The 23,282-nt window shown below is 68.0% G+C and carries 22 protein-coding genes; 10 read left to right on the top strand and 12 right to left on the bottom strand.

What is annotated here, in order from left to right:
- The first annotated feature begins 83 nt into the window (after nucleotides 1-83).
- The 7 genes from RKE50_RS15120 (at nucleotide 84) to idi (ending at nucleotide 4,695) form a co-directional block, all read left to right on the top strand.
- Nucleotides 84-317, top strand: a complete 234-nt coding sequence (locus RKE50_RS15120; RefSeq protein ID WP_350037701.1) for a hypothetical protein — start codon at nucleotides 84-86, stop codon at nucleotides 315-317.
- A 109-nt stretch (nucleotides 318-426) separates the two neighbouring features.
- Nucleotides 427-1,251 (top strand): photosynthetic reaction center subunit L, encoded by an 825-nt coding sequence (pufL, locus tag RKE50_RS15115; RefSeq protein WP_350037699.1) that lies wholly within the window; start codon nucleotides 427-429, stop codon nucleotides 1,249-1,251.
- Between the two features lie 14 nt (nucleotides 1,252-1,265).
- Nucleotides 1,266-2,237 (top strand): photosynthetic reaction center subunit M, encoded by a 972-nt coding sequence (pufM, locus tag RKE50_RS15110; RefSeq protein WP_350037697.1) that lies wholly within the window; start codon nucleotides 1,266-1,268, stop codon nucleotides 2,235-2,237.
- A complete protein-coding gene (gene pufC, locus RKE50_RS15105) occupies nucleotides 2,234-3,334 on the top strand; it encodes a photosynthetic reaction center cytochrome PufC (protein ID WP_350037695.1) in 1,101 nt (366 codons plus the stop codon). The genes pufM and pufC overlap by 4 nt, the downstream gene beginning before the upstream one ends.
- 173 nt (nucleotides 3,335-3,507) lie before the next feature.
- Nucleotides 3,508-3,657 carry a light-harvesting antenna LH1, beta subunit gene (gene pufB / locus RKE50_RS15100; protein WP_035516571.1) on the top strand — a complete coding sequence of 50 codons (150 nt, stop codon included), beginning with the start codon at nucleotides 3,508-3,510 and terminating at the stop codon, nucleotides 3,655-3,657.
- Nucleotides 3,658-3,734: 77 nt separating this feature from the next.
- Nucleotides 3,735-3,926 carry a light-harvesting antenna LH1, alpha subunit gene (gene pufA / locus RKE50_RS15095; RefSeq protein WP_350037693.1) on the top strand — a complete coding sequence of 64 codons (192 nt, stop codon included), beginning with the start codon at nucleotides 3,735-3,737 and terminating at the stop codon, nucleotides 3,924-3,926.
- 160 nt (nucleotides 3,927-4,086) lie between these two features.
- Entirely contained in the window at nucleotides 4,087-4,695 is a 609-nt protein-coding gene (idi, locus tag RKE50_RS15090) for an isopentenyl-diphosphate Delta-isomerase (RefSeq protein WP_350037691.1), read from the top strand.
- 107 nt (nucleotides 4,696-4,802) lie between these two features.
- Here idi and RKE50_RS15085 read toward each other — a convergent pair whose 3' ends face one another.
- From RKE50_RS15085 to bchF, 12 genes are all read right to left on the bottom strand, one after another.
- Nucleotides 4,803-6,131: a radical SAM protein gene (locus RKE50_RS15085; RefSeq protein WP_350037689.1), complete on the bottom strand. Its 1,329-nt coding sequence runs from the start codon at nucleotides 6,129-6,131 to the stop codon at nucleotides 4,803-4,805.
- A 188-nt stretch (nucleotides 6,132-6,319) separates the two neighbouring features.
- On the bottom strand, nucleotides 6,320-7,171 hold the full coding sequence (gene puhE / locus RKE50_RS15080; protein WP_350037687.1) for a putative photosynthetic complex assembly protein PuhE: 852 nt from the start codon (nucleotides 7,169-7,171) through the stop codon (nucleotides 6,320-6,322).
- Between the two features lie 10 nt (nucleotides 7,172-7,181).
- Nucleotides 7,182-7,631, bottom strand: coding sequence for a photosynthetic complex assembly protein PuhC (gene puhC, locus RKE50_RS15075; protein WP_350037900.1), 450 nt, complete (start codon nucleotides 7,629-7,631; stop codon nucleotides 7,182-7,184).
- A gap of 2 nt (nucleotides 7,632-7,633) precedes the next feature.
- Nucleotides 7,634-8,311: a photosynthetic complex putative assembly protein PuhB gene (gene puhB, locus RKE50_RS15070; RefSeq protein WP_350037685.1), complete on the bottom strand. Its 678-nt coding sequence runs from the start codon at nucleotides 8,309-8,311 to the stop codon at nucleotides 7,634-7,636.
- Entirely contained in the window at nucleotides 8,308-9,075 is a 768-nt protein-coding gene (puhA, locus tag RKE50_RS15065; protein WP_350037683.1) for a photosynthetic reaction center subunit H, read from the bottom strand. The genes puhB and puhA overlap by 4 nt, the downstream gene beginning before the upstream one ends.
- Nucleotides 9,076-9,100: 25 nt before the next feature.
- Nucleotides 9,101-10,528, bottom strand: coding sequence for a BCD family MFS transporter (locus tag RKE50_RS15060; RefSeq protein ID WP_350037682.1), 1,428 nt, complete (start codon nucleotides 10,526-10,528; stop codon nucleotides 9,101-9,103).
- A complete protein-coding gene (bchM, locus tag RKE50_RS15055) occupies nucleotides 10,525-11,241 on the bottom strand; it encodes a magnesium protoporphyrin IX methyltransferase (RefSeq protein WP_350037680.1) in 717 nt (238 codons plus the stop codon). The genes RKE50_RS15060 and bchM overlap by 4 nt, the downstream gene beginning before the upstream one ends.
- An 11-nt stretch (nucleotides 11,242-11,252) precedes the next feature.
- Nucleotides 11,253-12,167: a ferredoxin:protochlorophyllide reductase (ATP-dependent) iron-sulfur ATP-binding protein gene (gene bchL / locus RKE50_RS15050; protein WP_350037679.1), complete on the bottom strand. Its 915-nt coding sequence runs from the start codon at nucleotides 12,165-12,167 to the stop codon at nucleotides 11,253-11,255.
- Nucleotides 12,164-15,895: a magnesium chelatase subunit H gene (locus RKE50_RS15045; RefSeq protein WP_350037677.1), complete on the bottom strand. Its 3,732-nt coding sequence runs from the start codon at nucleotides 15,893-15,895 to the stop codon at nucleotides 12,164-12,166. The genes bchL and RKE50_RS15045 overlap by 4 nt, the downstream gene beginning before the upstream one ends.
- Nucleotides 15,867-17,432, bottom strand: coding sequence for a ferredoxin:protochlorophyllide reductase (ATP-dependent) subunit B (bchB, locus tag RKE50_RS15040; protein ID WP_350037675.1), 1,566 nt, complete (start codon nucleotides 17,430-17,432; stop codon nucleotides 15,867-15,869). Before bchB ends, RKE50_RS15045 begins: the two co-directional genes overlap by 29 nt.
- Before the next feature lie 6 nt (nucleotides 17,433-17,438).
- Nucleotides 17,439-18,713, bottom strand: a complete 1,275-nt coding sequence (locus RKE50_RS15035; protein ID WP_350037673.1) for a ferredoxin:protochlorophyllide reductase (ATP-dependent) subunit N — start codon at nucleotides 18,711-18,713, stop codon at nucleotides 17,439-17,441.
- Complete coding sequence (gene bchF, locus RKE50_RS15030; RefSeq protein ID WP_350037671.1) at nucleotides 18,710-19,240, bottom strand: 2-vinyl bacteriochlorophyllide hydratase; 531 nt, start codon at nucleotides 19,238-19,240, stop codon at nucleotides 18,710-18,712. The genes RKE50_RS15035 and bchF overlap by 4 nt, the downstream gene beginning before the upstream one ends.
- A 244-nt stretch (nucleotides 19,241-19,484) precedes the next feature.
- Between bchF and ppsR the strand changes: the two genes are divergently transcribed.
- The 3 genes from ppsR to RKE50_RS15015 all read left to right on the top strand — a co-directional run bounded on the left by ppsR (nucleotide 19,485) and on the right by RKE50_RS15015 (nucleotide 23,282).
- Nucleotides 19,485-20,870 (top strand): transcriptional regulator PpsR, encoded by a 1,386-nt coding sequence (ppsR, locus tag RKE50_RS15025; RefSeq protein WP_350037670.1) that lies wholly within the window; start codon nucleotides 19,485-19,487, stop codon nucleotides 20,868-20,870.
- A gap of 112 nt (nucleotides 20,871-20,982) precedes the next feature.
- The gene (gene chlG / locus RKE50_RS15020; protein ID WP_350037668.1) at nucleotides 20,983-21,897 is read left to right on the top strand and encodes a chlorophyll synthase ChlG; all 915 of its coding nucleotides are present in this window, start codon (nucleotides 20,983-20,985) and stop codon (nucleotides 21,895-21,897) included.
- On the top strand, nucleotides 21,894-23,282 hold the full coding sequence (locus RKE50_RS15015; protein WP_350037666.1) for a BCD family MFS transporter: 1,389 nt from the start codon (nucleotides 21,894-21,896) through the stop codon (nucleotides 23,280-23,282). The genes chlG and RKE50_RS15015 overlap by 4 nt, the downstream gene beginning before the upstream one ends.

Raw genomic sequence — 23,282 nt, 5'->3', positions numbered from 1 at the left:
AGCGGGACCGGGCAGACGACGCCGGCGGCCGGACCGCGGCGCGAAGACAACGACCCCGTGAGAAACGAGGGGAGGGAGTACACATGAAAACTGGTCAAGCGCACCACGATGTACACGCGACCGCGCTGCACGACCGCATCGAGTTCCGCATCCTGATCGCGGTCTCCATGGTGTGGTTCCTGCTGGTGGCAGCCGTGAGCCGGCTGCTGCCGCGCAGCTGCCGGCCGCTCGCCGGCTCGGCGCCGCGACACGAGTCGCTGTTCGCCGAAGCCCGACGCACGGCGTACACGGTCATCCCCTACGCGTTCATGCGCTGAGGGTGCGGCGCGCCGCGCTGATCGCGGTGCGGGGGAAGGATAACGCCAGCCCGGGCCGGGCGGCGAAGTTGTGTTTACGGGGTCCCTGGGTTGGACCGGAGGAAAAACGATGACGATGTTGAGTTTCGAGAAAAAGTACCGGGTCAGGGGAGGTACCCTCCTGGGCGGTGATCTTTTCGATTTCTGGGTCGGTCCCTTCTACGTCGGCTTCTTCGGCGTCACGACGATCTTCTTCTCGGTCCTCGGTACCGCGCTGATCGTCTACGGCGCCTCCCAGGGGCCGACCTGGAACATCTGGCAGATCAATATTGCGCCGCCGGACCTGAGCTACGGTCTCGCCCTCGCGCCCCTGAACGAGGGGGGCTTGTGGCAGATCATCACCATCTGCGCGACCGGCGCCTTCGTGTCCTGGGCGCTCAGGCAGGTCGAGATATCACGAAAGCTCGGTATGGGGCTGCACGTGCCCTTTGCCTACGGCGTGGCCGTCTTCGCCTACGTCACCCTGGTCATCATCCGGCCGCTGCTGCTCGGCGCCTGGGGCCACGGCTTCCCCTACGGGATCCTGAGCCACCTCGACTGGGTCTCCAACGTCGGCTACCAGTACCTGCACTTCCACTACAACCCGGCGCACATGCTGGCGATCACCTTCTTCTTTACCACCACGCTGGCGCTGTCCATGCACGGTGGTCTCATCCTCTCGGTGACCAACCCGCCGAAGGGGCAGAAGGTGAAGACTGCCGAGCACGAGAACTCGTTCTTCCGCGACGACGTCGGCTACTCGATCGGCGCCCTGGGCATCCACCGCCTCGGCCTCTTCCTGGCCCTGTCGGCGGGCTTCTGGAGCGCGGTCTGCATTGTTATCAGCGGTCCCTTCTGGACCAAGGGCTGGCCCGAGTGGTGGAACTGGTGGCTCGAGCTGGGCATCTGGAACTGAGGGGGTAGACGACCATGGAATATCAGAATCTGTTTACGCGCCTCCAGGTCGAGGCCCCGCTGCACCCCGGACTGGACCTCGGTCCGGATACGGACAAGCGCTCCGGCATGACCGAGAACTACTGGCTCGGCAAGTTCGGTGACGCGCAGCTCGGCCCCATTTACCTTGGGGGCACCGGGATCCTGTCGATCCTGTTCGGCTTCATTGCCATCGAGATCATCGGCCTCAACATGTGGGCCTCGGTGAACTGGGATCCGGTGGAGTTTATCCGGCTCCTGCCCTGGCTGGCTCTCGAGCCGCCGCCGCCGGAGTACGGCCTGAGTATCCCGCCGCTGGCCGAGGGGGGCTGGTGGCTCATGGCCGGCTTCTTCCTGACCGCCTCGATCCTGCTCTGGTGGGTGCGCACCTACAACCTGGCGCGGCGCAACGGCATGGGCACGCACCTGGCCTGGGCGTTCATGGCGGCCATCTGGCTGTACCTGGTGCTCGGCCTGATCCGGCCGGTGCTCATGGGCTCCTGGTCCGAGGCGGTGCCGTTCGGGATCTTCCCGCACCTCGACTGGACCGCGGCCTTCTCGATCCGCTACGGCAACCTGTTCTACAACCCGTTCCACATGCTGTCGATCGCCTTCCTTTACGGCTCGACGCTGCTGTTCGCCATGCACGGCGCCACCATCCTGGCGACCAGTCGCTACGGCGGTGACCGGGAGATCGACCAGATTACCTATCGCGGTACCGCTGCCGAGCGCGCCCAGCTGTTCTGGCGCTGGACCATGGGCTTCAACGCCACCATGGAATCCATCCACCGCTGGGGCCTCTGGTTCGCGGTACTCACGGTCATCACCGGGGGTATCGGCATCCTGCTGACCGGGACCGTGGTCGAGAACTGGTATCTCTGGGGTGTCAAGCATGGCATTGCGCCGGCCTACCCGCCGATCGAGGCAATGCCGCCGGCGAATCCGATGACGACAGGAGCGGGGCAATGAACATACTGCATACGATCCGTCTGCCGCTGGTGGCCGTGGCTGCCACCGCCACCCTGGCAGCCTGCAATCCGCCGCCCCACGACACCGTGCAGCGCGGCTTCCGCGGCACCGGCATGGAGTTGGTGGTCGACAAGGCAGAGCGCGCCGAGAGCGTGTCGGCGAACGCGGCGCCGGACGTCATTCCGCAGGTGCCCGCGGGCGGTCCGAAGGCCGGCGACCTCTACGAGAACGTCGAGGTCCTCGGCGACCTCACGGTCGGCGAGTTCACGCGTGTGATGGCCTCCATCACGCAGTGGGTAGCGCCGGAAGAGGGCTGCAATTACTGCCACGTGCCGGGCAACTTCGCCTCCGAGGATGTCTACACGAAAAAGGTCGCCCGCAGCATGCTTGCCATGACCCAGCGCCTGAACGAGGACTGGGGTGAGAAGCACGTCGCGCCGGCCGGTGTCACCTGCTACACGTGCCACCGTGGCCAGGCTGTGCCCCAGTACGTTTGGTCGCACGATCCGGGGCCGGAGACGTCGGCGAAGATCGGCAACAGTGGACAGAACATCCCGTCGCCGAAGGTGGCCTATGCATCGCTTCCCTACGATCCGCTGACGCCGTTCCTCGAAGAGGACTACCCGATCAGCCTGCAGGGCAATACCGCGCTGCCGACGGGACCGAATGTCGGCACCAAGCAGGCGGAGTGGACCTACGCGCTGATGATGCATTTCTCCGACTCGCTGAACGCGAACTGCACCTTCTGTCACAACAGCCGTGCCTTCGCGAACTGGGAGCAGAGCCCCTACCAGCGGGTCAAGGCCTGGCACGCGATCCGCATGGTTCGCGAGGCAAACAACGGTTACATCAAGCCCACGGGTGAGTGGCTGCCGCCGCACCGCCTCGGCCCGGAGGGCGACGTGCCCAAGGTGAGCTGCATGACCTGCCACCAGGGTGCCTACAAGCCGATGTACGGCGCGAACATGATCGACCCCTACCCCAGCCTCGCCAGGAAGACCGGCGTGTCCGTCGACATGGCCGAAGCGGCCGCCTCGGCAAAGGCCGAGCGCGACGGCCCGGTACCGGCAGTCGGCAACATGGGGGGCGGCGAATAGCGCGCGACGCGCGCTGAAGGAATTCTTCGCCGCGCGGGCGCTCCGGGGCCCGCCCCGGGACCCGCCGGCGAGGGAGACATGCTGCGAAGGTCGCAAGACCCGGTCAGCATGGAGTGGACATCCCAGGCAACACGCATGGGCTGTTAACGGAAGAAACACATGGGAGGTAAACCATGAGTGAGCAAATCAACAGTCCTTCCGGGCTGTCTAGTGACGAGGCCAAGGAATTCCACAGCTTCTTTATGCAAGGTTTCCTGGGCTTCACCGCAGTGGCTGTGGTGGCACACATCCTCGTCTGGATGTGGAAGCCCTGGCTGGTATAGGTCAGAAGCACCGCGAGTTAAAACCCGCGGCAGGGCCGGCAAAGGACCGGTAAGCCGCATCAACTTGGAGAAGCGAAATGTACAGGATCTGGCTGATTTTTGATCCCAGGCGAATCATGATCGCGACGGCGGCGTTTCTGTTTACCTTGGCATTGTTGATTCATTTCATCCTGCTGAGCACAGAACGCTTCAACTGGCTCGAGGAAGACGCTCCGGCTGCGGCTACGGCCTCTGCTGAAGTGGCTCCGCTGCCAGAGTCGAAAGCGTAGTTCGTCGGTAACCTGACGGAGTGAAGCCCGCCGTTCGCGGCGGGCCGAGCTCTTTCACGTTATCGCTTGAAGACATCACGCCGCGGCGCCTGGCGCGCGCGGCTTTCATCGTGCCCTTTGATCGCGACCCGTTGGCGCGACTTTGCGGGAGAGCACCGCCATGCAGCTTGCCAGGGGACAACAGGTTTCCTTTGCCGACGAGCCACTGATCCTCGTCGATGGCGATGACCTGCCCACCGGGCACGAGAGCAAGGAGCGGGTGCACGCCGGTGAAGGCCAGCTGCATCGCGCTTTTTCCGTATTTCTCTTCCTGAACCCCGACACGGTGCTCCTGCACGAGCGCAGCGCCGAAAAACCGCTGTGGCCGGGCTTCTGGACGAACAGCTGCTGCAGCCACCCGCGACGCGGTGAGTGCAACCACACGGCCACGCAGCGCCGCCTGCAGCAGGAGCTGGGGGTGGCCGCGGAGCTGACCTACCTCTACAAGTTCGAATACGCGGCACGCTACCTCGACATCGGCAGCGAGCGCGAACTGTGTTCGGTTTACATCGGTGCCCTGCAGCAGCCGCTCGCGCCGCGCCCCAATCCGCGCGAGATCGCCGCCTGGGGCTGGTTCGACTGCTCGGCGGTGGATGGCTGGCTGGCGCGCGAGCCGGAGCGCTTCACGCCCTGGTTCAAGCTCGAATGGGCAGCGCTTCGCGGCCCCTACCGGGGCATGGTGGAGGACCTGTTCCGGACGCCGGGAAAGCACCTGGCTGAGGCGGGCTGAGCGCCGCGCAGGCTATCCGCGCCGGCGGACGGCCCAAGCCGGGGTCAAGCAGCCCCGGGAAGTCGACCCGCGAAAGCAGACCTGGAAAGCAACCCGGGGAAGCGTCCCTAGGAAGCCAGCGCCATGCCGAGGGCGGTGCGGTAGTGGGGGGAGGCGTCGCTCCAGCGCTGGTGCAGCGCGAAACGGCCGTACTCGGTGACCGAGACCTTGTCGTCGGAGATCTCCACGAAACCCTTGCTCGCGAGTTCTTCGAGCAGGGTGCTGTCCTCGAGCAGGTCCGCGTAGTCCGACAGCTCCAGGTTGCACAGCAGGGCGTTCAGGGCCGCCTGCTGGCGCTGCTCGCTTTCGCTGATGCGCTCCCCGGTGCAGAGCGGCAGCTCGCCGCGGTGCAGGGCCGCGTGCCACTCGGCCAGCTGTACCTTGTTCTGGACGTTCGCCTCGCGCAGCTGGCTGATCGCGTCCGCCCCGAAACCGTAGAGATCGCCGGTGTCGCGATCGGTGTAGCCGACCCAGTTCCGGTGCAGGTGACCCGCGTGCTTGGCCCTGGTGAGCGCGTCGTGCTCGCGCGCGAAGCAGTCGAGACCCACCCACTCGTAGCCACTGCTCATGAGGGTCTCGCTGGCCGTGTTGAACATGGCGACCTTGTCCGCGAGGGACGGCAGCCCATCGGCATTGAGCGCGCGCTGGTGCTTGAACACGGACGGGCGCGGCGAGAAGGTCTGGCACATGATGCGATCCGCGTCGAGTTCGATCATGTGCTTTACGGTGCCGTACACGGTCTCCACCGACTGGTTCGGCAGGCCGTAGACGAGGTCCATGCTGATGGTCTCGAAGCCCTCGCTGCGCGCGCTGTTGATCACGTCGTCGAGCACCGACAGGGAGTGGGAGCGGCCGATGGCCAGCTGCACGGCGCTGTCGAGGTCGCGGATCTGCAGGTCGAGGGTGGTGAAACCCAGGCCGCGCAGCAGGGTCAGCTGGGATGGCGAGCAGCGCTTGGGATTGGCCTCAAGGGAAGCCTGCGTGTCGCTGTCGAAGCGGAAATGGCGATCGATGACGTCCATGAGCTGGACGAGCTGCGTGTCGCTCAGGTAGTTCGGGGTGCCGCCGCCCAGGTGAAGCTGGGTGAGGGTGCGGCCGCGGCCGATGCGGTCCGTGACCATGCTGATCTCGCGCTCGAGGTCGACGATGTATTCGTCGATGGCTTCACTGTTGTGCGTGACCGTGGTGTGGTGGTCGCAGTTGAGACAGCGGGACGGACAGAAGGGCAGGCGGACATGCACCGCAACCCCGTCGTCGGTGCCGTGCTTGCCGTCCAGGATATCGGCATAGTCCCCGGGCGTCAGGCCCAGTTCCGTCGTGGCGAAGAGCTCGGGGAGCGCGTCGTCGTCGGCCGACCCTCCGCGCGATGCAAAGGGGGGTGTTACCAGGGGGCTCATTCGGCACCTCCAGTGGTGCGTTGCGACCAGCCCAGCCAGGCTTTCGCGAGGGGGTTCGGTTCCGGGGTGGAACCGGGGCTTGTGCAAGAATCTTTGAGTTCGGTCATCTTCTTACTTATGCTGCTCTCGAAAGAGTAGAAGCCGCCTTGACCACTGTCAAAGAAATTGGACGCCGCCCGTTCGGCGCCTCAGCCGGTTCCCATGCCCCGGGCTTCCCGGGTAGCCGCCGGCGCTGTCACCGGGCGCTCGGCGCGGGGCTCGGGCCGCGGGCGTCCGCGGGCCCGGTCTGCGGCGCTGATGGCCCACTGCCAGAGTGCCGAGTCGCGCAGCGGTAGCACCAGGAACCAGTGCTCCAGCACGGCGAGCGCGAGGAGCGAGCAGACCAGGGTATTGCCCAGGCGGCCGAAATCATCCCCGGCCCCGATGGCGGCCCGCAGCAGCAGAACCGTGCCGGCAGTCCCCAGTGTAATGGAAACGGGGAACAGGTAGTTCATGCGCCGCTTGCGCATGTAGGTGACGAGGTAGCGGCTGCGCTCCGGCAGCCAGTGCTCGTTGAAGTTGGAGACCCCCAGGTAGAGGTTGAGCTTGGCGCTCCAGCGCATGATCCAGAGTACGAGGTAGGTGCCCGTGGCGACCTGGTTATCGCCGCCCCAGGACAGTGCGATGATCGCGATGCCGGCGCCGGCGACGGCCAGCTCGTGGTGTATGCTCGTGCCCAGGGCGAGGCGGAAACGGCGCCAGCCGCGGGCCTCCGGCGGGCACGGCCGGTTGTGCGTGCCGGTAATGAAATCCATCAGGTAGCTGATTTCCAGCCAGCCCCAGACAGCCAGGGCGATGGCGAAGCCGGCAGCGGCGCCCAGGGGTGTGGGATCCCCGGCCACGTGCGGCAGCAGCGTCAGGCTGAACAGGCCCAGGGTGGAGAAGGCCAGGACGCTCCAGCGGTGGGAGTCCCTGGGCAGCAGGTTCAGGTACAGGATCACCCCGGTACTCAGCCACCAGCCGAGGAGTGCGGTGATGAAGGCGACAAGGTAGGCGGACACAGCGGGCGCCTCAGGGGGTCTCGGTCACGAGAAGCGCCTCGAAGGACGCCTCGTTGGTCTGGCCAAAAGCGACGAGGTTCACCTCGTTGCTGATGGCGGTATCGGACAGCACCAGGCTGCCGTCCGCGTAGCGGGCAAGGAGGAACGGCGGCTGCATGCCGATATCCCGGGCCTTGCGAGCCCGGGCCATGCTGCGCATGATGCCGCGGATGAAGCTGTCCTCTGCCGGCGCCAGCTCGGCGATGCGGGTGCCCGAGTCGACATCGTAGACGTAGACCAGGCCGTCGCGGACGTCCTCGAAACGCAGGAGGCGGCTTTCCAGCAACGCGCCGCGGGGCTCGGCCGGGGGCTCGTAGCCGGACAGGCGGAGGCTGGCGACGCCGATCACCGTGAACACCACTACCGCCCCGATCGCCGAGGCGATCCAGCGCGAGAGGGGCCAGGGTGCCTGCGCCGCCATGGTCACGCCAGGGCCCCTGCCGGCGCGAGGCGGTCGTCGCGGGCTGCCCGTTCACGGCCGTGCTGCCGGGCCACGGCGATATCGTTGCTGCGCGCCGCCACGGCGGCGATCAGTGTCTCGGCGACCTTCTCGGCTCCGGGTACGCTGCGCAGGCTCGGAATCACCGGCGACAGGTGCCAGGGGCGGGCGTGCGGCCAGAGGGCCCAGTAGGAAATCCACTCGCCCTTGGCCAGGCGCAGGGCGATGTCGCCGGTGCCGTCGCCGAAGGGGCGCAGGTCGGCGGCATCGATGCGGTCGAGGGGCAGGTTGATCATCATCGGCAGGGCCACGCCGAAGCGAAGCACCACGCGGCGATTGGTCAGCGTGTAGACCGTCGTCCGGGCGTAGAGCACGCCGAGGCCGTAGAGAATGCCCAGGCCCGCCGCGGCCAGGGCGAGCTGCCAGCCGAGGCTGGAGAGGCCCTGGGCGACGCTGCCGCCGGTGCTGTAGTGGTAGGCCTGGTGAGCGGCGATGAGGATGGCGAAGTACACGCCGACCTGCACCGTGTGGAAGGTCCGTCGCGCCATGCTCCAGCCGTCGGGCTCGACCTGGCACAGGATCTCCTCGCCGGCCGGCAGTTCCTCCGGCAGGCCGCGGATCGGCTCGTGGTCGTACTCGTTGTTGGCGTGGGAATGACTCATAGCAGGGGCTCCGTGCGCTCCCGGGTGCCGTAGAGGGTGCCGCCACCGACATAGGCGCAGACGCGGTCCTCTTCCTGGAGCGTGATCTGGTCCGGGTTGGCGAGCGTGGGCATATTCGCGAACTGTGCGGCCCGCAGGCAGTGCACTTTCACGGTGCCGTCGCCGCGCACGCGGGACAGGGTGATGGGGATCATGGCGCGCTTGCCGTTCTCCTTGACCTCGATCTCGAGGTAGCGGACCTGCGGCTCGCTGCGGTCAACCCAGATATCGGTCACCGTGGCAGCCACCTCGTTGTCGAGGCCGAGCACATCCTTGCCGCGGGGGTCCGGATCCTGGTGAGCGACCTTGAACTCCGTGGCGATTCGCATGGGGACGACCTTCGGCTCCCCCTCGAAGGTCAGGTCCGGGAAGTCCGGGCGGATGGCCCACGCCGCCGGGCCGACGCCATCGACCAGCGGATCGCCGGTGGGATGGAAAGGGTCACCGAAGTGCGGGTTGATGCGCTTGGCCTTGAGCTCATACTCCGGCGCATCCTTGCCGGGGCGGACCACGTCGCCGGCGTCGTGGAGCATGTCGTAGGTGTGCGGGTCGGGCAGGCCCGGGAAGCCGACCACCTCGACGTTGCGGTAGTCGTCGGTCTGCAGCGGGTAGCCTTCGCGCTTGTTTTCCCGGTGCAGGTACAGCACCAGCAGGAAGAAGAACAGCCAGAACGCGTACAGCGTCATCTGAGCCACGTCCATGTAGCCGGTAATGTCACCAATCATGTCAGCACCTCCATCAGGGCTTTCGTCATTCGGGGAACTCCGCGAGATAGAACGCCGGCTGGCGCACGACCTCGTCTTCCGGGCCCCTGACCAGCGGCCCGATAATGACCAACGCGGCGAAAAGCACCGCGATCTCAAGGTGGTAGACGGCGCCGTAGCCCGTCGCGGGACCGACCAGGGCCTCGCCGAGGGCGCCGCTGGCGGCCAGGTGGCCGACCGTGTCTCGAAGGGCGCCGCCGGCCGCAACGGCAAGGCCGGTAGCGGTGGCCTGCACCGCGCCCCAGGCACCGAGGGCGAGGCCGGCCTGGCCGTCCTCGCCGAGGCGCATCGCCGCCGTCAGCGTGCCGACGGCGAAGAGGCCGCCGCCGAGACCGATGGCGAAGGTGCCGAAGCGGAACAGGTCCGCCGAGCCGAGGGGCGCCGCGAAAATCACTGCCGCAAACGCAAAGATGCCCACCAGCGCGCCGTAGGCGGCCAGGCGCACCGGGTCAGCGCCGCGGCTGAGCTGCCGGGAGGCGAAGGCGAAGGCGCCGAGCATGCCGAGGGCGAAAATCGCCGTCAGTCCGGTCGTGGCGCTGACCGAGAGGCCGAGGACCTCGCCGCCGTAGGGCTCGAGGAGAATGTCCTGCATGCTGAAGCCGGCACTGCCGAGGGCCACGGCGAGCAGCAGGCGGGTGGCGCGCCCCTGCTGGCACAGCCGGCGCCAGGCTTCTCGGAACGGCGGGCGCTCTATGCCGCGATTGCGCGACGGGTCGCGGGCTTCCTGCTTCCAGAGAGCGACCACGTTCAGCACGACGGTGACCGCGGCGGCGCCCTGGATGACCTGGATCAGGCGCACCGGGCTGAAGTCCGCAAGCAGGAAGGAAAAGACGAAGGAACTGCCGATCATGCCCACGAGCAGCATGACGTAGAGCAGGGCGACCACCCGCGGCCGGTTTTCCTCGTTGGCGAGGTCCGTGGCCAGGGCGAGGCCCGCGGTCTGCGTGGTGTGCAGGCCGGCGCCGACGAGGAGGAAGGCGAGCGCTGCCGCGGCCGGACCCACCCAGGCGGGGCCCATGGCCGGGTCCCAGAGCACCAGCAGGGCAAAGGGCATGATGGCGAGGCCGCCGAACTGGGCGATGCTGCCCAGCCAGAGATAGGGCACGCGCCGCCAGCCGAGGGCCGAGCGGTGGTGGTCGCTGCGGAAGCCGATGAGCGCCCGTGCCGGGGCGAAGAGCAGCGGCAGGGACACCATGACCGAGACCAGCCAGGCGGGCTGATCGAGTTCGAGGACCATGACCCGGTTCAGCGTGCCGTTGAGGAGCACGATGGCCATGCCGACGGAGACCTGGAACAGGGACAGGCGCAGCAGCCGGTCCAGCGGCAGTTCCTCGGTGACCGCGTCGGCAAAAGGCAGCCAGCGTGTCCCCAGCCGGGACAGCACTTTCTGCGTGATGGCCACGGAGCGCTTCACCCGCTGTTCGCCTCCCGCCGGCGCAGTTCGCAGGCCTGGGAGGTGTAGAAACCGCTTTTCACGCGGTGGCTGCGCCCGCGCTGCCAGTCCGCCAGGCCCGGTGCGCTGGCGAGGTCGCCGTGGAGCCGCTTTTCGCCGATGGGCACGATGGCCGGCGCGCGGTCACCGCGCGGGAACAGGCCGCCCACCGCGTGCATGACCGCCAGCAGCGGCGTGCGCGGGGCGAAAGTGAACAGCATGGCGCAGCGCACGTTGGCAGCGAGCCGCTCGAGGACCTCGACGGCGTGCTGCGGGTCGTAGTGGATCACCGAGTCCATCGCCACGACGTAGTCGAAGCTCTCACCCTCCACCGAGGCCATGTCGCCCACCCGGAAGTCGATATGGCCCGGTGCGAGATCGGTAGGCTGCCGTTCCCGGGCGAGCTCGACCAGCGTCGGGGAGAGGTCGATGGCCACCACGCTCGCGCCGCGGCGCGCCGCCTCGACGCTGAAAGCACCGGTGCCGCAGCCCGCATCCAGCACCTTGAGCCCGGTGAGGTCCGCGGGGAGCCAGGACAGCAGCGTTGCGCGCATCTCGTCGCGGCCTGCACGCACGGTCTGCCGGATGCGGCTGACCGGCGCGTCGGAGGTCAGCGCGGACCAGGCGTCCGCGGCGGTGCGGTCGAAATAGGTCTCTATCTCGGAGCGCCGCTCGTTGTAGCTCGTACTCGCCATCAGTCGAAGTCTCAATCAAAGCCCAGGAAGTCGAAGAGATCGCGGTCTTTCATGGGCGTGACCTCCTGCGGCTCGATGCCGCGAAGCAGCGACTCCGCCAGGTTCAGGTACTCCTGCTGCACCTCCTCGAGGCCCTCGCAGGGTTCCATCTCGAACAGCGTGCACTTCTTCAGGCGGCTGCGGCGGATGACGTCGAGCGCCGGGAAGTGGGCGAGGCGCTTCAGGCCCACGGCCGCGTTGAAGCGGTCGATCTCGTCGGTCTGCTCGCTGCGGTTGGCGATCACGCCACCGAGGCGCACCTTGTAGTTCTTCGACTTGGCGCCGATGGCCGCGGCGATGCGGTTCATGGCGAAAATCGAGTCGAAGTCGTTGGCGGTGACCACCAGCGCGCGTTCGGCGTGCTGCAGCGGTGAGGCAAAGCCGCCGCAGACCACGTCGCCGAGGACGTCGAAGATGACCACGTCCGAGTCCTCCAGGAGGTGGTGCTGCTTGAGCAGCTTCACCGTCTGGCCGACCACGTAGCCACCGCAGCCGGTACCGGCGGGCGGGCCGCCGGCCTCGACGCACATGACGCCGTTGTAGCCCTCGTGCACGAAGTCCTCGATCTGCAGCTCCTCGCTGTGGAATTCCACTTCCTCGAGGGCGTCGATGACGGTCGGCATGAGGGCCTTGGTCAGGGTGAAGGTGGAGTCGTGCTTCGGGTCGCAGCCGATCTGGATGACCCGCTTGCCGAGCTTGGAAAAGGCGACCGACAGGTTCGACGAGGTCGTGGACTTGCCGATCCCGCCCTTGCCGTAGACGGCGAACACCTGCGCCTGGCCGATATCGATTTCGGGATCCAGGTGGACCTGGACGGAGCCGTCGCCGTCCGGGGGGCTCCCCGGCGGGTCGACGAGCTGTACGGGGATGTTATTGTCGAGACTCATGCGGCTACCTCTTCCGTGACGCCTTCGAGCCAGTCCTCGAGGTCCTCGCCGGCACGGCGGAGGGCTTCCAGGGTGGCCTCGTCGGGGTTCCAGTACTGGCGATCGTGTGCCTCGAGGAGCCGGTTGGCTACCTTGACCGAGGCCGCGGGGTTGAGCTTGGCGAGACGCTTGCGCATTTCCTCATCGAGGATGAAGGTCTCGGACAGCTTCTGGTAGACCCAGGGGGCTACCTGCCCGGTGGTGGCGGACCAGCCCATGGTATTGGTCACATGGGACTCGATCTGCCGCACGCCCTCGAAACCGTGTTCGAGGACGCTCTCGTACCACTTCGGGTTGAGCACGCGGGTGCGCGTTTCCAGGGCCACCTGCTCGGCGAGGGTTCGGACCTTGCCGTTGCTGGTGGTCTGGTCGGAGATATAGATCGGCACGTCTTCGCCGCGGGAGCGCTTCACGGCGCGGCTGATGCCGCCGAGCGTGTCGAAGTACTGGTCCAGGGTGGTGACGCCGACCTCGACAGAGTCGAGATTCTGGTAGGCGAGCTGCACGTTGGAAAGTATCGAGTTGAGCAGGTCTGCCTGCGGCGCGGACTGGCCGGAGCGGCTGTAGGCGTAGCACTTGCGCGAGGTGTAGGTATCGGCGAGCTCCCCCTCGTCCTCCCAGCGGCTGTTGTCCACCAGCAGGTTCACGTTGGAGCCGTAGGCGCCCTCGGCGTTCGAGAACACGCGCAGGGCTGCCGTTTCCAGGTCGCAGCCGTGCTCGGCCTGGTAGGCGAGCGCGTGCTTGCGGACGAAGTTCAGCTCGGCGGGCTCGTCGGCCTCGGCGGCGAGGTAGGCGGCCTCGGCGAGCATGCGCGTCTGCAGCGGCAGCAGGTCACGGAAGATGCCGGAGAGGGTGATGATCACGTCGATCCGCGGCCGGCCCAGTTCCTCCAGCGGTTTGAGCATGGCGCCGCAGACACGGCCGTAGCCGTCGAACTTCGGCTCGGCGCCGATGAGTGCGAGGGCCTGGGCGATGGGTCCGCCCTCGTTCTTGAGGTTGTCCGAGCCCCAGAGCACCAGGGCGATGGACTCCGGTACCCCGTTGCCCTCGGCGGCGTGCCGGTCGAGGAGCGTCTGCGCCTGCCGGGCGCCATCGCGCAGGGCGAAGCGGCTGGGCAGGCGGAACGGGTCGAAGCCGTGAAGGTTGCGGCCCGTCGGCAGCACGTCCGGCGTGCGCAGCAGGTCGCCGCCCGGTGCGGGGCGGATGAAGCGGCCGTCCAGGGCGCGGAGGATGGCGTCGAGCTCGCTGTCGGTGCCGAGCATGAGCGCGGTCCGGGCCAGCTGCTTGCAGGCCTCGAGCAGCTTTTCCTCGTCGGCGTCCCCGGCGCCGGCCTCCGCCAGCTGCGCCGCGACCGCTTTCGGTTCCTCCCCGTCCAGCAGCGCCGCGAGCGTCTCCCGGTCCAGGTCGAGGTCGTGGCTGGCCAGGGCGATGGAGCCGAGCATGTCGAGCTGCTCCTCGCGCGACGGCGTTTCGCCGACCACGTGCAGGCCGTAGGGGATGAGCGTCTCTTCCACCTCGATGAGCCGGCGGCGCAGGTCCTCGACGGCGTCGAAGCTGTTGTCGTCCCAGGCCGGCTCGGCGGCGCAGAGCTCTAGCTCTGCGGCCTGGCTCTGGATGAGCGAGGCGAGGTCTGACCGGGCCTCGGCGCCCTTGTCCTGCTCGCTGCGCCAGCGCTCGATGGAGGCCTTGAGGTCGATCAGGCCCTTGTACAGGTCGGACTGGGTGACCGGCGGCGTCAGGTAGCTGACCAGCGTGGCCGCGGAACGACGCTTGGCGATCAGGCCCTCGGACGGGTTGTTGGCACCGTAGAGGTAGAAGTTGGGCAGGTCACCGATAAGCCGGTCCGGCCAGCAGCTGCCCGCCATGCCGGCCTGCTTGCCGGGCATGAATTCCAGCGCGCCGTGGGTGCCGTAGTGAAGCACGGCATCGGCGCCGAAGTCCTCGCGCAGGTAGCGGTAGAAGGCGCTGAAGGCATGCGTGGGCGTGAAGCCGCGCTCGAAGAGCAGCCGCATCGGGTCGCCCTCGTAGCCGAAGCCGGGCTGCACGCCGACGAGCACATTGCCGAACTGCGCGCCCATGACGAAGATGTTGCGGCCGTCGGAGAGTTCCTTGCCCGGGGCGGGCCCCCACTGGGCCTCGATTTCCTCGAGGTAGGTCTCCCGGGCAACGTGGTCGTCGGCGGGGATGTGCGCGTGCACGTTCGCCATGGCGCCGAACTGCGCGGCGTTGCCCTCGATGATGGCGCGGCGCAGCGCGTCCACGTCCTCGGGCGCGTCCACGGCGTAGCCCCGGGCCTGCATGGCGCGGAGCGTGTTGAACAGCGACTCGAAGACGGCGAGGTTGGCCGCGGTCCCCGTGTTTCCCGCGTGCGGCGGGAAGTTGAAGATGACGATGGCGACCTTGCGCTCGGCGCGCTTGCCCCGGCGCAGGGATACCAGCCGCTGTACCCGGTTGGCGAGAACGTCGACCCGCTCCGGGTGGGCGCGCATGTCGTGTTCGCTGCTGCCCTCGGCGGCGTCCGAGCGGCCCCCGAAGACCGCGGGGCCGGTGGCGCCGTCCAGTTCCGGGATGGCGACCATCATGGTTGCCTCGATGGGCATCAGGCCGTTCTCGGAGGCCTCCCACTGCTCCAGGCTCTGGAATTCGAGAGCATGGGCGGCGATGTAGGGCACGTCGAGGCGCGCCAGCATGTCCTCGGCGGCCTTCGAGTCGTTGTACGCCGGACCGCCGACCAGGGAGAAGCCGGTCAGGGAGAGCACGGCGTCCACTACCGGCTCGCCGTCCGCGATGAAGTACTTCTCAACCGCCGGGCGCGCGTCCAGCCCGCTGGCGAAGGCCGTGATCACGCGCAGACCGCGGTCGCGCAGGGCCTTGATGACGGCGTCGTAGTGGCCGGCGTTCCCCGCCAGCGCGTAGGAGCGCATGATCAGCACGCCGACGGTGCCGCGGCAGCCCTTCGGCGCCCGGGGCAGATCCTTCAGGTCTTCGCTGATGCCGCGCTTGAGGCTCGGGTCGTAGAGGCCGACGTCGGGGTACTCGATCGGCGAGTGGGTCTTCAGCTGGCCGCGCAGCGCGGCCCGCGGGCCGTCGGCGTAGCGGTCGATCAGGAAGCCCATCATGCGCTGCAGGTTTTCCTCGGAACCGGCGAGCCAGTACTGCAGCGTGAGGAAATAGGCGCGCACGTCCTGGGCCGTGCCCGGAATGAAGCGCAGTATCTTCGGCAGCTGGCGCAGCACCGTGAGCTGCTGGGCGCCGGCGCTGGACTTGGCGTTGCCGGTCTTGCCGCGCAGGCGCTTGAGCAGGGCGACCGGGCCCTTGGCCTCGCCTTCCATGGTGAAGCGGCCCATGCGCGTGAGCTTCATCACCTCGGCGCCGGACATGCAGCAGATCATCGCATCGCAGTGGTCCTGGCGGGCGGTCAACGCCGGCAGTACGGCGCTGATGTGCTCCTCGAGGAAGAGCATGGTGACCACGATGATGTCGCCCTCGGCGATGTCGGCCAGGCAGCGCTCCAGCTCCTCCGGCTGCTTGTCCCAGGCCGCGGCGGCGTGCGTGCGCACGTCGAGGCCGGGGAGGTCCTTGCCGAGGGCGGCAGCCGCCCGGTCGACGCTGCCCGTGACGTGGTTGTCCAGGGTGACCAGGACGAACCGCAGCGGGGTGTCAGCGGCTGAAGTGCGCTTTCGCTTCATAGAGCGTCTCCACGTTGATGGCGGCCACGCCGCGCTCCATCGCGTACTTTTCCGTGTTGCGCCGGGCCTTGCCGCGCACGAAGAAGGGGATCTTCTTCAGCTCCTTCTCGGCGTCGGCGTCCCAGCGGAGTGCGGCATCTTCCGCGCTTTCCGCTGCCGGCGCTTCGGCCGGACGATGGCTGGTGCCGCCAACGGCGGCCAGGTGCGAAGGCACCTTGTCGTCGTTGAACTCGAAGTCTTCCCGGAACATGGTCAGGAGGTGCTCCTCCAGCCCCATGACCAGCGGGTGGACCCAGGTATCGAAGATCACGTTGGCGCCCTCGAAGCCCATCTGCGGCGAGTAGCGCGCCGGGTAGTCCTGTACGTGGGCCGGGGTGGAGATGACCGCACAACCGATACCGAGCTTCTTGGCGATGTGCCGCTCCATCTGCGTGACGAGCACGAGTTCCGGCTGCAGCTCGGCCACGGCCTTCTCTACCTCGAGGTAGTTGTCCGTGATCAGTGCTTCGAGACCGTAGTCTTTCGCGGCCTTGCGCACGGCGCGGGCCTGCTCGCGGGCATAGGTGCCGAGGCCGACGACCTCGAAGCCCATCTCCTCGCGGGCCATGCGGGCCGCGGCGAGGGCGTGGGTGGCGTCGCCGAAGATGAACACGCGCTTGCCGGTCAGGTAGGTCGAATCGACGGAGCGGGAATACCAGGGCAGGCGGCAGACGGCGTCGGCGGTGACTTCGCAGCCGGTGAGGCCCAGGGTCTCGGCGAGCTCCTGCAGGAAGTCGCCGGTGGCGCCCACGCCGATGGGCACCGTGCTGATCGTCGGCTGCTTGAAGGTCCGCTGCAGCCAGGCACAGGTGGCGTCCGCGACTTCGGGATAGAGGCAGAGATTGGCGTCGGCCTCCGGGATGCGCAGCAGGTCCTGCGGGCTCGCACCGAGCGGCGCGACCACGCCGACGTCGACGCCGACGCTCTCCAGCAGCTTCCGGACTTCGATGATGTCGTCCCGGCAGCGGAAACCCAGGGAGGTCGGGCCGAGGAGGTTCACCTTCGGCCGCTGCCCTTCCGGCCGCGCCGGCCGGGTCCAGCCCGGCTCCGGGGCCTGGCGGTTGAGGAGGCCGCGCACGAGCGAGTAGAAGGTCTCGGAAGCGCCCCAGTTCTCCTTGCGCGAGTAGGCGAGCATTTCCAGCGGGATGACCGGGACGTCGAGCCCGGCGCCGGTGGCGAGCGTGCCCGGCTGGTCCTGGATCAGCTCGGCAGTGCAGGAATCGCCCACCAGCAGCACGCTCGGGCGGAAGCGGTCCACGGTGCTCTGCAGTGTGCTGGTAACCAGCTCGGCCGTATCGGAGCCGAGGTCCCGGGCCTGGAAGGTGGTGTAGGTCACCGGGGGGCGCTTGCGGTCCCGCTCGATCATGGTGAAGAGCAGGTCGGCGTAGGTGTCGCCCTGCGGCGAGTGCAGCAGCAGGTGGACACCGCGCATGGAATTGGCGATGCGGATGGCCCCGACGTGCGGCGGGCCTTCGTAGGTCCAGAAGGTCAGCTCCATCGCTGCCTATACCTCCAGCATGTCCTGCCGTGCCAGCGGCCGCGTGAACAGGCCGGCGAGATCGCCAGCCTGGTCGTAGCCGTGCACGGGGGTGAAAACCAGTTCGATGGACCACTTGGTGCGCAGCCCCTCGGATTCCAGCGGGTTGGCGATGCCCAGGCCGCAGACCGTGAGGTCCGGCCGGGCGGCGCGTACGCGGTCCAGCTGCGGGTCCAGGTCCTGGCCCTCGGTGATGCGCACGCCCTCGGGCAGCAGCGGCAGCTCGGCGGCCATGGTCTGCTGGTCGAAGAAGGGGGTGCCGATCTCGCCGAGTTCCATGCCGCACTCGCGCTGCAGGAAGCGCGCGAGCGGCAGCTCCATCTGCGAGTCGGGCAGGAAAGTGATGCGCTTGCCGGCCAGCCGTTCCCGCGGCGCCTGCAGCGCCCGCTCGGCGCGCGCCCGCGGCGCCGCCGTCACCTGTTCGAAATGCTCCCCGGCTACGCCGAAGGCGTCCGCGGCGGCGCGCAGCCAGGCCGTGGTGCCCTCGGCGCCGTAGGGGTAGGGAGCCTGCAGGAGCTGCGCGCCGCGTTTTTCGAGGGCGCGGGTGGCATTGCCCAGGAAGGGCTGGGCGAGCAGCAGGCGGGTATTCGGCCCCACCGGGGGCATGCCTGCGGCGCTGCGCGCCGGGAAGAAGTGCACCGGGCCGATGCCGAGCTGCTCGAACAGGCGGGCAAACTGGTCCTCGACGATATCCGGGAGGCTGCCCGCGACCATGAGGGCCGGCTCGCCGCTAGCGTCGGCAGGCAGCTTCGCGGCGAGGCTTTCCAGGCAGCTGTCCTCGCCCTGGGTGAAGGTGGTTTCGATGCCGCTGCCGGAATAGTCCACGAAGCGGACCCGGCCGTCGTACTTCTCGCCCAGGCGCTGGGCGGCGTTGGCGAGGTCGAGCTTGATCACCTCCGAGGGACAGGAGCTGACCAGGAAGACGGTCTTGATCTCCGGCCGCCGCGCGATCACTTGCGCGGCGACCCGGTCGAGTTCCTCGTTGGCGTCGGCGAGGCCCGCCAGGTCCCGGTCCTGCAGGACCGCGGTGGCGAAACGCGGCTCGGCGAAGATCATCACGCCGGCGGCTGACTGGATCAGGTGGGCGCAGGTGCGCGACCCCACGACCAGGAAAAAGGCGTCCTGGATCTTGCGGTGCAGCCAGATGATGGAGGTGAGTCCGCAGAACACCGCGCGCTGGCCGCGCTCCTGGGTGATCGGGGCGCTGCCGGGGCGATCGCTGGCGAGGACGGCATTGCTCATTCTGCGGCTCCCGCGAGTGTGCCGCCGGCTGCCGTGCCGGCCGCCCGGTTGGCGGCCTCCTGCAGCCGGGCGGCGCGCAGCTTGAGAAGGAACTGCGCGGCATTGATGACGTAGGCGCTGTAGGCGGCGAGGGCGATCCACATCTGCCCTGCCGGGGTAAACCAGTCGAACAGCCAGCTCAGCAGGTAGGCCGTGTGCAGCGCGATCACCAGCATGCTCACCATGTCTTCCCAGTAGAACGCCGGCGCGAACAGGTACTGGCCGAACACGACCTTCTCCCAGATGGCACCGGTGATCATGATGGTGTAGAGAATGCCGGTCTTGACCACGACGGAGGCGGTCGCGGCGCCGAGACCCGTGCCCTTCAGGAGAAAGTTCACCACCAGTACTAGGCTCACCAGGAAGACGAGGAACTGGAGTGGGGCGAGGATGCCCTGGACCAGGGTCCAGGGGGACTCGTCCCGCCGGCGGCGCTGCTCCGGCGTGTACAAGGAGGCGCTGCCCGCACCTTGGGAATGTGCTGCCATGGGTCCTACCAACCGCTATTTATCTGTTGCTGCTGAAAAGTTAGTCCTCCCGCCGGGATATGTCAACTAAACCTGACACCTTCATGAGTCTAGTGAAATTGACAAATATCAAAACATGGCGTTTACTTTCTTTACATGCCGCAAGAGCGTGTGTCTGGGTGGGGGATGTGTATAATCTGCGCTTCCGCCGTTTATCGGCAAAAGATATAAAAACGCTATTCTTTATAATTTCGGACGCGAGGGCATGGCCGTCGATTTGGACGCTGCAGCGCTGGTCGGATTGCTCGCCAAGGTAGCCGACATTTGTTTCGTCCTCGACAGAGACGGCGGGATTGCTGAACTTGCGCTGGATGGCGGCGAGCTTCCAGCGCACATCGATGACCGCTGGCTCGGCCGCTCTCTCCTCGACACCGTGGAAGGCGACAGCCGCCAGCGCCTCGCCGAGGCCCTGGCCGCCGTGCGCGCCAACCCCGGCAGGCCCCAGCGCATTGACCTCGCGCACACGCTGGAAGACGGCGCGCAACTCCCGGTGGAGTACCGGCTCGTTGCGCTGCCGGATGGCGACGGCGTGATCGCCGCCGGACGCGACATGCGTCCCGTGGCCAGCCTCCGGCAGCAGTTGCTCAATGCCCAGCAGGCCCTCGAGCAGGATTACTGGCGCCTGCGCCAGGTCGAGACGCGCTACCGGCAGCTCTTCGACATGATCGCCGACGCCATCCTGGTCGTGGATGCAGGCAGCGGGCGGGTCCTCGAGGCGAACCCGGCGGCCAGTGAGCTTCTCGGCGGTGGTGGAGCCCGGGTCGTCGGCAAGCCCTTTCCCCTCGGCCTCTCGGAACGTTCCCAGCGCGATGTGGCCGGTCTGCTCACCGAGGCCCAGGCAGCGGGCCGGGTGCTGCTGTCCGGCGTGACCCGCGACGGCGACGACGCGCCGCTGACCGCGGTCGTCAGCTACCTGCGCCAGGGGAGTGAAGCGCGCTTCCTGGTGCGCTTCGCGCGGGAGAGCGCCGAGCACGCCGGCGGCGACGAGCAGGCCCTGCCGCCCAGCCTGCAGCGGGCGCCCGATGCGGTGCTGCTTACCGACACAGAGGGCCGTGTGCTGGCCGCCAACAGGACTTTCCTTGACCTGGCGCAGGTCGTGGGTGAAGACCGCCTGACCGGCCTGTCTGCGGATCGCTGGTTGGGCCGCTCCGGCGTGGACCTGTCCGTGCTGCTGTCCAACCTGAACGAGCGCGGGTCGGTAAAGCTCTTCTCCACCGTGCTGCGCGGCGAGGGCGGGGTGAACACGGACGTCGAGATTTCCGCCTGCACGGTGGACGACGGCCCCGGCGGACGGCTCGCCTTCTATATCCGCGATGTCAGCCGGCGGGTGAGCGACGGCCAGCCCAGCGGCGAGAGCCTGCCGGCGTCCATCGAGCAGATCACGCGGCGGGTCGGCCGCATGCCCCTGAAGGAGCTGGTCCGCGAGTCGACGGACATCATCGAGGCCATGTGCATCCGCGCCGCGCTCGAGCTGACCCAGGACAACCGGGCCTCCGCCGCCGAGCTCCTGGGGCTGAGCCGCCAGAGCCTCTACGCGAAACTCCGCCGCTACGACATTTCCGGCGTGGAGTCGGACGTCGTGTCCTCCTGAAAGTCCGCCTGCTTGCCGCTGTCTTGCGTTCTGTCAAGAAAAGCTGACAGTTTTTCTGCCAAAAGTGTAAATCCTGATTGACGCTCTCCGGGGGCGCTTCTATAGTCGGGGTATGCAAGGCTCAGAGTCCGTCGTCAGCGGTAGTGCGCGCGTCGATCCAAAGGCGCTCCTGCAGCTCCTCAAGCCCATCACGTGGTTTCCGCCCATGTGGGCTTTCGGCTGTGGCGTCGTCTCTGCCGGCACACCCCTGCTGGAGCGGCCCTGGGCCTTCGTTGCCGGCATCATTCTGGCCGGCCCCCTCGTCTGCGGCGCGAGCCAGGTGGTCAATGACTGGTTCGACCGCGAGGTGGACGCCATCAACGAGCCGGACCGGCCCATTCCCTCCGGCCGGGTGCCGGGGAACATCGGTCTCTACTACGCCATTTTCTGGTCGCTGCTCGCCCTGCCCGTGGCCTGGGTGCTCGGCCCCGCGGTATTCTGGGCGACGCTCCTCGGCCTCGCCCTCGCCTGGGCCTACAGCGCGCCCCCCGCGCGGCTCAAGCTCAACGGCTGGTGGGGCAACGCGGCCTGCGGCTTCGCCTACGAGGGGCTGGCCTGGGTAACCGGGGCCGCGGTCATGCTCGGCGGGGTGCTGCCACCGGTACCGATCCTGTTTCTCGCCGTGCTCTACAGCCTCGGCGCGCACGGCATCATGACCCTCAACGACTTCAAGGCCATCGAGGGCGATCGCCGCCTCGGCGTGCGCACGATCCCGGTGCAGCTCGGCCCCGAGCGGGCGGCGAAGCTGGCCTGCGTGGTGATGGCGCTGCCGCAGGTCGCCGTGATCGCGCTGCTGGCCTCCTGGGACCGCCCCTGGCACGCGGCTATCGTTGCCGGGCTGCTCCTGTTGCAGGGGCTGGCGATGAAGCGACTCCTCACTGACCCCAAGGGGCTGGCGCCCTGGTATAACGGCACCGGGGTAACCCTCTACGTCCTCGGCATGATGACCAGCGCGGCGGCCGTGCGCGGCCTCGGAGCTGCCCTGTGAGCGCGCCGGGGCTCGGCTGGCTGGCCATCGTCCGCCTGGGCCTCGTGCAGACGTCGCTCGGCGCCATCGTCGTTCTCACCACCTCCACCATCAACCGGGTCATGGTCGTCGAGCTGGCGCTGCCGGCCATGCTGCCCGGCTTCCTGGTGGCCCTGCACCACGTGGTGCAGATGAGCCGGCCCCACTTCGGCCACCGCTCCGACGTGGGCGGGCGGCGCACCCCCTGGATCATCGGCGGCATGTTCGCCCTCGCCCTCGGCGGCGTCGGCGCGGCGACCGGCACGGCCGTCATGGCCACGGCCCATGGGCTGGGCGTCGCCATCGCGGTCTGTTCCTTCGTGGTTATCGGTCTCGGCGTCGGCGCGGCGGGGACCTCGCTGCTCGCGCTCCTCGCCAAGCGGGTCGACCCGGGACGCCGGGCGGCCGCTGCGACCATCGTCTGGATCATGATGATCGCCGGCTTCGCCATTACCGCCGGCGCCGCCGGGCATTTCCTCGATCCCTTCAGTCCCGAGCGCCTCGTGGCCGTTACCGCCACGGTCTCGGCCGCGGCTTTCCTGCTCACCCTGCTTGCGCTCTGGGGCGTGGAAGGTGCCGCACAGCAGGCGCCGGCCCCGCTGGACGCAGCGGATGTAAAGGACCCTGCATCCCCCCAAGGAGCCGCCCGGCCGCGCTTCGGGCAGGCACTGCGCGAGGTCTGGGAAGAGGCCGACGCACGCCGCTTCACGATCTTCGTTTTCGTTTCCATGCTCGCCTACAGCACCCAGGACCTGATCCTTGAGCCCTACGCGGGCACGGTCTTCGGCATGACTCCCGGGGAGTCCACGCAACTTGCCGGCGTGCAGCATGGCGGGGTGCTCCTGGGCATGCTGCTCGTGGCGATTAGCGGTACCGCCGCGCGGCGCGCGGCGCCGGGGCTGCTGCGCTGGTGGACCGTGGGCGGCTGTGCCGCCTCGGCAGTGGCCCTGGCGGGCATCGCCTACGGGGGCGGGCAGGCGCTCGCCTGGCCGCTGCGCCTCAACGTCTTCCTGCTCGGCGTCGCCAACGGCGCCTTCGCGGTGGCCGCCATAGCTTCGATGATGACCCTCGCCGGTCGCGGCAGGCGTCGCAGCGAGGGTATCCGCATGGGGCTGTGGGGCGGCGCCCAGGCCATTGCCTTCGGCCTGGGCGGTTTTCTCGGCACCGTCGCCATCGACGTGTCGCGACAGTTTCTCGACAACCCGGTGCACGCTTACGCCATCGTCTTTTCCGGCGAGGCGGCACTGTTCATCTACGCGGCGGTGCTCGGACTGACCGTGCGCCTCGCTACCACGGACAACACAGCTGACCGGCCGGCACCGACCTTCGGGGACGTGGCCATGGCCGAGGTACTCCAGGGGAGGTAA

This window comes from Pseudohaliea sp. (assembly GCF_040217025.1).
In the GTDB taxonomy this organism is placed as follows: Bacteria; Pseudomonadota; Gammaproteobacteria; order Pseudomonadales; family Halieaceae; genus Pseudohaliea.
This window is presented reverse-complemented; position numbering and strand designations above follow the sequence as displayed.